General features: G+C 72.1%; 11 protein-coding genes and 1 riboswitch. Of the genes, 2 read left to right on the top strand and 9 right to left on the bottom strand.

Annotation, left to right across the window (positions count from 1 at the left end; translation table 11 throughout):
* From GUY60_RS28845 to ribD, 9 genes are all read right to left on the bottom strand, one after another.
* Positions 1-905 (bottom strand): hemolysin family protein (locus GUY60_RS28845; protein WP_161703040.1); only part of this gene is annotated, 905 nt, incomplete at its 3' end.
* Between the two features lie 272 nt (positions 906-1,177).
* Positions 1,178-1,624 carry a PH domain-containing protein gene (locus tag GUY60_RS28850; protein ID WP_161703042.1) on the bottom strand — a complete coding sequence of 149 codons (447 nt, stop codon included), beginning with the start codon at positions 1,622-1,624 and terminating at the stop codon, positions 1,178-1,180.
* A 13-nt stretch (positions 1,625-1,637) separates the two neighbouring features.
* On the bottom strand, positions 1,638-2,495 hold the full coding sequence (gene hisG, locus GUY60_RS28855) for an ATP phosphoribosyltransferase (protein WP_161703044.1): 858 nt from the start codon (positions 2,493-2,495) through the stop codon (positions 1,638-1,640).
* A gap of 55 nt (positions 2,496-2,550) precedes the next feature.
* On the bottom strand, positions 2,551-2,823 hold the full coding sequence (locus GUY60_RS28860; RefSeq protein WP_161703046.1) for a phosphoribosyl-ATP diphosphatase: 273 nt from the start codon (positions 2,821-2,823) through the stop codon (positions 2,551-2,553).
* A gap of 35 nt (positions 2,824-2,858) precedes the next feature.
* On the bottom strand, positions 2,859-3,341 hold the full coding sequence (ribH, locus tag GUY60_RS28865) for a 6,7-dimethyl-8-ribityllumazine synthase (protein ID WP_161703048.1): 483 nt from the start codon (positions 3,339-3,341) through the stop codon (positions 2,859-2,861).
* A gap of 51 nt (positions 3,342-3,392) precedes the next feature.
* The gene (locus tag GUY60_RS28870; protein ID WP_161703050.1) at positions 3,393-4,658 is read right to left on the bottom strand and encodes a bifunctional 3,4-dihydroxy-2-butanone-4-phosphate synthase/GTP cyclohydrolase II; all 1,266 of its coding nucleotides are present in this window, start codon (positions 4,656-4,658) and stop codon (positions 3,393-3,395) included.
* Entirely contained in the window at positions 4,655-5,305 is a 651-nt protein-coding gene (locus tag GUY60_RS28875; RefSeq protein WP_161703052.1) for a nicotinamide mononucleotide transporter family protein, read from the bottom strand. The genes GUY60_RS28870 and GUY60_RS28875 overlap by 4 nt, the downstream gene beginning before the upstream one ends.
* Positions 5,302-5,922, bottom strand: a complete 621-nt coding sequence (locus GUY60_RS28880; protein WP_161703054.1) for a riboflavin synthase — start codon at positions 5,920-5,922, stop codon at positions 5,302-5,304. Before GUY60_RS28880 ends, GUY60_RS28875 begins: the two co-directional genes overlap by 4 nt.
* 2 nt (positions 5,923-5,924) lie before the next feature.
* Positions 5,925-7,037, bottom strand: coding sequence for a bifunctional diaminohydroxyphosphoribosylaminopyrimidine deaminase/5-amino-6-(5-phosphoribosylamino)uracil reductase RibD (ribD, locus tag GUY60_RS28885; protein ID WP_161703056.1), 1,113 nt, complete (start codon positions 7,035-7,037; stop codon positions 5,925-5,927).
* Positions 7,038-7,190: 153 nt separating this feature from the next.
* A riboswitch (FMN riboswitch) is annotated at positions 7,191-7,321 on the bottom strand.
* Between the two features lie 179 nt (positions 7,322-7,500).
* Between ribD and GUY60_RS28890 the strand changes: the two genes are divergently transcribed.
* On the top strand, positions 7,501-8,391 hold the full coding sequence (locus tag GUY60_RS28890; protein WP_312866466.1) for an RNA polymerase sigma-70 factor: 891 nt from the start codon (positions 7,501-7,503) through the stop codon (positions 8,389-8,391).
* A gap of 167 nt (positions 8,392-8,558) precedes the next feature.
* Positions 8,559-9,311: SDR family oxidoreductase (locus GUY60_RS28895; protein WP_161703060.1), on the top strand; the 753-nt coding region annotated here is incomplete at its 3' end.

Raw genomic sequence — 9,311 nt, forward strand, 5'->3', positions numbered from 1 at the left:
GGGAGGGTCTGGGGCACGAGCAGCGGGGGCTGCGCGATCCGGCCGACCGGGGTGCGGTGGCGTTCCTGGCCGCGTACCGCGAGGGCGTCCTTGAGGTGGACGACGCCGACGATCTCGTCGATGCGCTCGCGGTAGACGGGGAAGCGGGAGAGGCCGGTGGCGCGGGTCAGGTTGACCACGTCGGCGGCGGTGGCCGAGGACTGCAGGGCGCTGACCTTCACGCGGGGCGTCATCACGTCCTTGGCGGTGAGTTCGCCGAGCGAGAGGGTGCGCAGGGTGCGCACGAACAGGTCGGCGGTGTCCTCCTCCAGGGCGCCCGCCTCGGCGGAGTGCCGGGCGAGGGAGACCAGCTCGCCGGGGGTGCGGGCGGAGGCCAGCTCGTCGGCGGGTTCGACGCCGAAGATGCGCACCAGCCGGTTGGCGACCGCGTTCAGGCCGGCGATCACCGGGCGGAACAGCCGGGCGAAGGCGTGCTGCGGGCCCGCGACGAACCGGGCGACCTGCATGGGCCGGGACACCGCCCAGTTCTTCGGGACGAGTTCCCCGATCACCATCTGCACGGCGGAGGCGAGCAGCATGCCGATCAGCACGGACACCCCGGGGACGACGCCGTCCGGAGTACCGACCGCGGTGAGCGGTCCCGCGAGCAGTTGGGCGAGGGCGGGCTCGGCGAGCATGCCGACCACCAACGAGGTGATGGTGATGCCGAGTTGGGTGCCGGAGAGCTGGAAGGACAGCTCGCGCAGCGACTGTGCGACACGGCGGGCCCGCCGGTCACCGTCGGCGGCGGCGCGCTCGGCGTCGGCGCGCTCCACCGTGACGAGGCCGAACTCGGCGGCCACGAAGAAGCCGTTGGCGAGGATCAGCAGGAAGGCCGCGGCGAGCAGCAGCAAAGGGATGGTCATGCCGCCGCCTCCGGTGAGGGGGCGGCGCAGGTACTACCGGACGATCCGTCCATTGCCGGAGTAAGTCACTCCTCGGGTCGCAGGAGACCCCGCGGCCGGGGCCGGCCCGGGGTGTTGGTGCGGGGCGGGACGTGCAGCGGCCGCCACCGGAACCAGAGTAATCACGAAGGCCCGCACCGCGGCAGGGCCGACGGTGCGGTGGTGCGGAGCTCCTGCCCCGCACCACCCGACGTCATGCGGGGTGCCGGCCGGGTTCCGGCGCGGGGGCCCGTTCAGGTGACGGGGTCGCCGGTGCCGTGCGCTTCGGCGAGGGCACGCAGCGTACGGGCGTCGCTGATGGCGCGCTGTTTGGCGATGCCCGGCTGGATGCCCATGGCGGGCAGGCTGGTGCCATCGCTGAGGTTGAGGAACACCCAGGGGTCGCCGGGCCGCAGGTTGACCTGGACGATCTCCGCCCATTCCAGGGTGCGGCTGCTGGCGAGGTTGACGACGGTGACGCCGGACTCGTCGGCCACGACCTTGGGGCGGCTGAGCAGCACGAGCACCCCGAGGAACAGGGCGGCCGTGAAGATGAAGCTGACGCGCTCGCCGGGGCTCAGGGTCTCCAGGAGCAGGGCGATCGTCGTGATCACCGCGAACACCGCCACGCCGACGGCGAGCAGCACCGCGCGGGTGCGGCCGGGCCGGAACGTGACGGGCAGCGGGGGCAGTTCGGACATGTGCGGAACCCGATCAGAGGCGGCAGGCGTGGATGGCCGTGGTGAGGATGGCCCGCGCGCCCAGCTCGTACAGGTCGTCCATGATGCGCTGCGCGCCCTTGGCGGGGACCATCGCGCGGACGGCGACCCAGCCTTCGTTGTGCAGCGGCGACACGGTCGGCGACTCCAGGCCCGGGGTGAGGGCGACGGCCTTCTCCAGGTGCTCGGCGCGGCAGTCGTAATCCATCATCACGTAGGTCCGGGCGACCAGGACGCCCTGGAGGCGGCGCAGGAACTGCTGCACCTTGGGGTCCGCACCCTCGTCGACGGCGGCGCCCTTGGAGCGGATCACGCAGGCCTCGGAGCGCATGATCGGCTCGCCGAAGACCTCGAGCCCCGCGTTGCGGAGCGAGGTGCCGGTCTCGACGACGTCCGCGATGGCGTCGGCGACGCCGAGCTCGATGGCCGTCTCGACCGCGCCGTCGAGGTGCACGACGGAGGCCTCCACGCCGCGCTCGGCGAGGTACTTGGCGACGATGCCCTCGTACGAGGTGGCGATGGTGCGGCCCGCGAGGTCCGCGACGTCCTTGACGGCGCCGGGCCGGGAGGCGAAGCGGAACGTGGAGCGGGCGAAGCCGAGCGGCAGGATCACCTCGGACTGGGCGCCGGAGTCGATGAGGAGGTCCTCGCCGGTGATGCCGATGTCGAGCTTGCCGGAGGACACGTAGATCGCGATGTCCTTGGGGCGCAGGTAGAAGAACTCGACCTCGTTGTCAGGGTCGACCGTGACGAGTTCCTTGGACTCCTTGCGCTGCCGGTAGCCGGCCTCATGGAGCATCGCCGACGCAGGTCCTGACAGTGAACCCTTGTTGGGGACGGCGATGCGCAGCATGAGGTCGGCTTCCTTTGCGTGAGGTGTGGCAGGTGTGACAGGGGTGAACGAAGGTTCAGAGGTTGGCGTAGACGTCGTCGAGGGAGATGCCACGGGCGACCATCATCACCTGTACGTGGTACAGCAGCTGCGAGATCTCCTCGGCGGCGGCTTCCTTGCCCTCGTACTCGGCGGCCATCCAGACCTCGGCGGCCTCTTCGACGACCTTCTTGCCGATGGCATGGACACCCTTGCCCACCAGCTCGGCGGTACGGGAGGTGGCGGGGTCGCCTTCGGCGGCCTTGTGCTGGAGCTCGACGAACAGCTCCTCGAAAGTCTTCTTGGACATGGTGTCCCTCACTCTACGCGGCCGGTGTGCGCTGGTCAGCGCCAGGGCTCGGAGACGGAACGGAGCGTGGTCGCGGTGGCGACGGCCGCGGTGACCGCCTCGTGGCCCTTGTCCTCGTTGGAGCCCTCGATGCCGGCGCGGTCCAGGGCCTGCTCCTCGGTGTCGCAGGTCAGCACGCCGAAGCCGATGGGGACTCCGGTGTCGATGGAGACCTGGGTGAGGCCGTTGGTCACGCCCTGGCAGACGTACTCGAAGTGCGGGGTGCCGCCGCGGATGATGACGCCGAGGGCGACCACCGCGTCGTAGCGCTCGGCGAGGGCCTTGGCGACGACCGGCAGTTCGAAGCTGCCGGGCACGCGAAGGAGGGTCGGCTCGTCGATGCCGAGCTCGCCGAGGGCGCGCAGGGCGCCGTCGACGAGGCCGTCCATGACCTTGTCGTGCCACTGGGCCGCGATCACCGCGACCCGCAGGTCGCTGCAGTTCTCCACGCTCAGTACGGGTGCGCCCTTGCCGCTCACGTCTCTCCTCGGGGTGTGCTGTGTGCTGGGTTGCTGTGGTGCCGGGTGGGTCTAGCGGGCGTCGAGCCAGGGCAGTTCGTGGCCCATGCGGTCGCGCTTGGTCTGTAGGTACCGGAGGTTGTGCTCGCCCGCCTGGACGGGCATGGGCTCACGGCTCGTGACGTCCAGGCCGTGGTCGGTGAGCGCCTGGCTCTTGTCGGGGTTGTTGGTCAGCAGGCGCAGGGTGCGCACGCCGAGGTCGGTGAGGATCTGCGCGCCTGCCGCGTAGTCCCGGGCGTCGGCGGGCAGGCCGAGTTCCAGGTTGGCGTCGAGTGTGTCGCGGCCGCGCTCCTGCAGGGCGTAGGCGCGCAGCTTGGACAGCAGTCCGATGCCGCGTCCCTCGTGGCCGCGGAGGTAGACGACGACGCCGCGGCCCTCCGCGGTGATGCGCCGCATGGAGGCCTCCAGCTGGGGGCCGCAGTCGCAGCGCAGGGAGTGGAAGACGTCGCCGGTGAGGCACTCGGAGTGGACGCGTACGAGCACGTCCTCGCCGTCGCCGATCTCGCCCTGGACGAGGGCGACATGCTCGACGCCGTCGACCGAGGAGCGGTAGCCGTACGCGGTGAACTCGCCGTGTGCGGTGGGGAGTTGCACCTTCGCCTCGCGGTGGACCGTGGGTTCGCTGGAGCGGCGGTAGGCGATCAGGTCCTCGATGGAGATGATCGTCAGGCCGTGCTTGCGGGCGAACGGGACCAGCTCGGGCAGGCGGAGCATCTTGCCGTCCTCGCCGGCGATCTCCACGATGGCGCCGGCCGGGCGCAGGCCCGCGAGCCGGGCCAGGTCGACGGCGGCCTCGGTGTGGCCGTTGCGGACGAGGACGCCGCCGGACCGGGCGCGGAGCGGGAAGATGTGGCCGGGGCGGACGAAGTCGCCCGCTTCGGCGTGGCCGTCGGCGAGGAGCTGCAGGGTGGTGGCGCGGTCGGCGGCGGAGATGCCGGTGGTGACGCCGTGCGCGGGGCCCGCGTCGACCGAGACGGTGAACGCGGTGCGCATCATCTCCGTGTTGTTCTCCACCATTTGGGGCAGTTCGAGCCGGTCGAGCTCGTCGCCCTCCATGGGTGCGCAGATCAGGCCGCGGCACTCGCTCATCATGAACGCGATGATCTCGGGGGTCGCCTTCTCGGCGGCGATGACGAGGTCGCCTTCGTTCTCCCGGTTCTCGTCGTCGACGACGACGACGGGGCGGCCGGCCGCGATGTCCGACACGGCCTGCTCGACGGGGTCGAGGGCGAGGTCCTCGGCGTTGTCACGGGAGGACCAGAGAGGGGCGGTGCTCATGCCGTTGCTCCTTCCAGGACGGGCGCCGTCGCACGGGAGCGCAGCCACCAGTCGCGCATCCCCCACAGGACGAGGGCGAGGTAGATCACGTAGACCAGGCCGGAGAAGGCGAGGCCGCTGTTGAAGGCGAGCGGGACGCCGACGAGGTCGACGAGGAGCCAGGCGAACCAGAACTCCACCAGGCCGCGGGCCTGGGCGACCATCGCGACGAGGGTGCCGACGAATATGTACGCGTCGGCCCAGGGGCTCCACGACAGGGACGGGAAGGCGGCGAAGAGTCCGCCGACCGCGAGGGTGCCGACGGCGGCCGCGGCGACCAGCGCGCCGCGCTCCTTCCAGGTCGCGAACCGTACGGCGATGGAGCCGTCCTGCGCCTGCTGGCGCCCGCGGGTCCACTGCCGCCAGCCCCACAACGCGACGCCGATGACGAGGAGTTGCTTGCCGACGCCGCCGGACAGGTGGGCGGAGGCGTACGCGGCGACGAGGATCAGGCCGGAGAGGAACTGGGCCGGCCAGGTCCACACCGAGCGCCGCCAGCCGAGGGCGAGGGCGACGAGGCCGACCGTGTTGCCGATCATGTCGGACCAGATGACGTGCTGCCCGAAGGCGCTGAACGCCTCGGCGTTCAGCCAGGTCAGTGCAGTCATTCCGGGTTCCTTCCGGTGCCGGTCGCGGCGCGGTCGCCGAGGAGGCGCTCGACGTACTTGGCGATGACGTCCACTTCGAGGTTGACCGGGTCGCCGGCCTGCTTCAGGCCGAGGGTGGTCAGCGCGAGGGTGGTGGGGATGAGGCTGATGGTGAAGTAGTCGGGTCCGGCGTCGACGACGGTGAGGCTGACTCCGTCGACGGTGATGGAGCCCTTCTCCACCACGTACCGCGCGAGTCCCGCGGGGACGGCGACCTTGACGAGCTCCCAGTTCTCGGAAGGGGTGCGCTCGACGATGGTGCCGACGGCGTCGACGTGCCCCTGCACGATGTGGCCGCCGAGCCGGGTGCCGACCGCGGTGGGCCGTTCCAGGTTGACCCGGGAGCCGGGCGCGAGGGCGCCGAGGCTGGAGCGGTTCAGCGTCTCGGCCATCACGTCGGCGGTGAACTCGTCGCCCTCGTGCTCGACGACGGTGAGACAGACGCCGTTCACGGCGATGGAGTCGCCGTGCTTGGCGTCCTGGGTGACGACGGGGCCGCGCAGGCGGAAGCGGGAGGAGTCGCCGAGATTCTCGACGGCGGTGACCTCACCCAGCTCTTCGACGATTCCGGTGAACACTCTCAACGCTCCTTGTACTCAGGGCTGTTGGGGACGGCGGTGATACGCAGGTCGGGTCCGACGCGGACGGTCTCGGTGATGTCGAGACGCAACGCGTCGGCGATGGTGCCGATTCCGGCGTCGGCGAGGGCGGTGGGGCCCGCGCCGAGCAGGACGGGGGCGAGGTAGCCGACGACCCGGTCGACGGCGCCCGCGGCGACGAAGGCACCGGCGAGGGTGGGGCCGCCTTCGAGGAGTACGGAGCGGACGCCGCGCTCGTGCAGGGTGTCGAGCAGGGCGGGGATGTCGAGGCCCCGGCCGCCTCCGGTGGCGCGCGGCAGCCGTACGGCGTCGGGCAGTTCGGTGGCGGGGAGTTCGGTGGCGGCGTCCCGCGCGACGGCGACGAGGGTGGGGGCCGCGTCGTCCAGGATCCGGGCGCCCGGCTTGACGGCGGTGCCCTCGGTGTCGACGACGACGCGCAGCGGCTGGGTGGCGCCCTCGATGCCGCGCACCGCGAGGTGCGGGTCGTCGGCGCGCATCGTGCCGGAGCCGACGACGACCGCGTCGGCCTCGGCGCGCAGCCGGTGGACATCGGCCCGGGACTCGGGCGAGGTGATCCAGCGGCTGCTGCGGTCGGCGGCGGCGATGCGGCCGTCGAGGGTGGCGGCGTACTTCCAAGTGACGTACGGGCGGCCGGACTTGACGGCGGTGAGCCAGGCGATGTTGCCCGCCCGCGCCTCGCCCTCCAGGAGGCCCTGCTCGACCTCGACACCCGCCGAGCGCAGTCGGTGCGCGCCGCCGGTGGCCGTGGCCGTGGGGTCCGGGACGGCGTACACGACGCGGGCGATCCCGGCGTCGACGAGTGCCTGGGCGCAGGGGCCGGTGCGGCCGGTGTGGTTGCAGGGTTCGAGGGTGACGACGGCGGTGCCGCCGCGGGCCCGCTCTCCGGCGGCGCGCAGGGCGTGCACCTCGGCGTGGGGTCCGCCCGCGCGCTGGTGGTAGCCCTCGCCGACCACGGTTCCGGTGGCGTCCAGGACGACACAGCCGACGACCGGGTTGGGGCTCGTGGCGCCGAGTGCGCGTGCGGCGAGCGTGATCGCCTGCCGCATGGCGGCTGCTTCGGCTGCGGTGGCCACCGGGTCCTCCTGCCTCTTCGGGCACGGACTCCGGGGCCTGTCGATGACGACAGAGGTCACGGGCGAGAACACAAGAGCACCGGGGACGCCGGACGACGGTCATCCTCAGCGAGGACGGACCGACGGCGCGGCATACACGGATGTGTCTGCCCGCCGCGCACTGCCTCCCATCCGGACTTTCACCGTCGGTCCAGGAATTTCACCTGGTCAACCGGCCACTGGATGCGGCCGGGTCGCGGACTATTACCGCCGGTTCGGAATTACACCGACCCCGGAGTGCGCTGCTTCTGGTACACCGCCAGTCTGCCACGCCTGATCGTCACCCATGCGGGCGAGCCCGTGTGGGCTGACTCACAGCGCCCCGATGTGGAGACTTCAGCAGGTCGGGGCGTATCCGGACGGACTCGGTCCGGGCGGGGGCCTGGGCTCCTGGGCCCGGCGGGCGCTCTGGCACCCTGTGGCCGTGACGACGCCCGCGCTCGCAGCCGAGTTCGAAGCCCACCGCCCCCGGATGTTCTCCCTGGCCTACCGCCTGCTCGGCTCGGCCGACGAGGCCGAGGACGCCGTGCAGGACGCGTATCTGCGCTGGTCGGGCGCGCGCCGCGAGGACATCGAGCAGCCCGCGGCCTGGCTCGCGAAGGTCGTCACCAACCTCTGCCTCAACCGGCTGACCTCCGCGCGCGCCCGCCGCGAGAGTTATGTCGGCCCGTGGCTGCCCGAGCCGGTGCTGACCGGGGCGGGCGCGCTCGGCCCGCTGGACTCCGCCGAGCAGCGGGACTCCGTGTCGACCGCGCTGCTCGTCCTGATGGAACGGCTCACGCCCGCCGAGCGTGCGGTGTACGTGCTGCGGGAGGCGTTCGCGTACAGCCATCGGGAGATCGCGGGCGTCCTCGAGGTCAGCGAGGCCAACTGCCGTCAGCTGTACGCCAGGGCGGTGCGGCGGGTGGCGGCGCGGACGCCGCGGTTCACGCCGCTGCCGGAGCAGCGGCGCGACCTGGTGGAGTCGTTCATCGCGGCGGCCCGCGAGGGCGATGTGGCCGCTCTGGAGAAGACCCTCGCGGCCGATGTGGCCTGGTGGGGCGACGGCGGCGGCAAGGTCACGGCGGCCCGCAGGCCGGTCGTGGGGCGCGAGAAGGTGCTGCGCTTCCTGGTCGGGGTCGCCGAGCGCTACCTCGCCGGGGTCGAGTTGTCCGTGGCGGAGGTCAACGGTTCGGCGGCGCTCCTCGGGCACCTGGGCGGCGAGCTGCTCGCCGTGGTCACCTTCGAGGTGCGGGACGGTGTGATCACCGAGGCGCAGGCGGTGATGAACCCGGACAAGCTGGGGTTCGTGCGCGGGCAGCTCGACGGCCGCTGAGGCCGGGGGCGGGCGCGCGCCTCCGGGTGGCGTACGAGACTTTCCTCCGTACCTTCTTCCGTACTTTCTTCCGTGGGGTTGTCACATCCGGGCGGACTGTTCGGTTCTCAGCTGGTGTCGGGCGTTCCAGCCGGGAGCGCCCCGCCGTCTGAAGGGACCGAACGACCATGACCACGATCCTGGTGACCGGGGGCACCGGCACACTCGGCCGGATCGTCGCGGAGCGACTGCGGGCCGAGGGGCACGAGGTACGGGTGCTCAGCCGCGGCTCGGACACGTATCCGGTGGACCTCGTGACGGGCGCGGGTCTCGAGGGGGCCATGGCGGGCGTGCACACGGTGGTGCACTGCGCGAGTACGCCGAACCGCCGCGGCGCGGACGAGGCGGCCGCACGCCGGCTGATCGACGCGGCCCGTACGGCCGGGGTGCGGCACCTGGTCTACATCTCCATCGTGGGCATCGACCGGGTCCCGCTCGGCTACTACCGCGCGAAGCTGGCGGTGGAGCGGCTGATCGAGGCGTCCGGGCTTGACTTCACGGTGCTCCGTACGACGCAGTTCCACGACCTCGCGTACGACATCGCGGCGGCGTTGGCGAAGCTGCCGGTGGTGCCCGCGCCGACCGGGGCGCGGATCCAGCCGGTGGCCGTGGAGGAGGTCGCCGACCGCCTTGTCGAGCTGGCCCTCGGCGCTCCGGCGGGACGCGTCGAGGACATGGGCGGGCCGCGCGTGTACTCGGTGCGCGAGCTGGTCGTGGCGTATCTGCGGGCGAACGGCAAGCGGCGCCCGACGTTCGGCGTACGGCTGCCGGGCAAGGTGTCCGCGGGGCTGCGGCGGGGCGGGAACCTGGCGCCCGAACAGGCCGTGGGGCGGGGCACGTTCGAGGAGTTCCTCGCGCGGCGCGTGGGCGCGGGGCAGGGC

Origin of the sequence: Streptomyces boluensis (assembly GCF_009908195.1) — a bacterium.
GTDB lineage: Bacteria > Actinomycetota > Actinomycetes > Streptomycetales > Streptomycetaceae > Streptomyces > Streptomyces boluensis.

Bases quoted from the DNA above. Each gene is read 5' to 3' on its own strand.
- GUY60_RS28875 (WP_161703052.1), bottom strand. From the start codon at position 5,305: ATGACTGCACTGACCTGGCTGAACGCCGAGGCGTTCAGCGCCTTCGGG.
- hisG (WP_161703044.1), bottom strand. From the start codon at position 2,495: ATGCTGCGCATCGCCGTCCCCAACAAGGGTTCACTGTCAGGACCTGCG.
- GUY60_RS28850 (WP_161703042.1), bottom strand. From the start codon at position 1,624: ATGTCCGAACTGCCCCCGCTGCCCGTCACGTTCCGGCCCGGCCGCACC.
- GUY60_RS28860 (WP_161703046.1), bottom strand. From the start codon at position 2,823: ATGTCCAAGAAGACTTTCGAGGAGCTGTTCGTCGAGCTCCAGCACAAG.
- GUY60_RS28870 (WP_161703050.1), bottom strand. From the start codon at position 4,658: ATGAGCACCGCCCCTCTCTGGTCCTCCCGTGACAACGCCGAGGACCTC.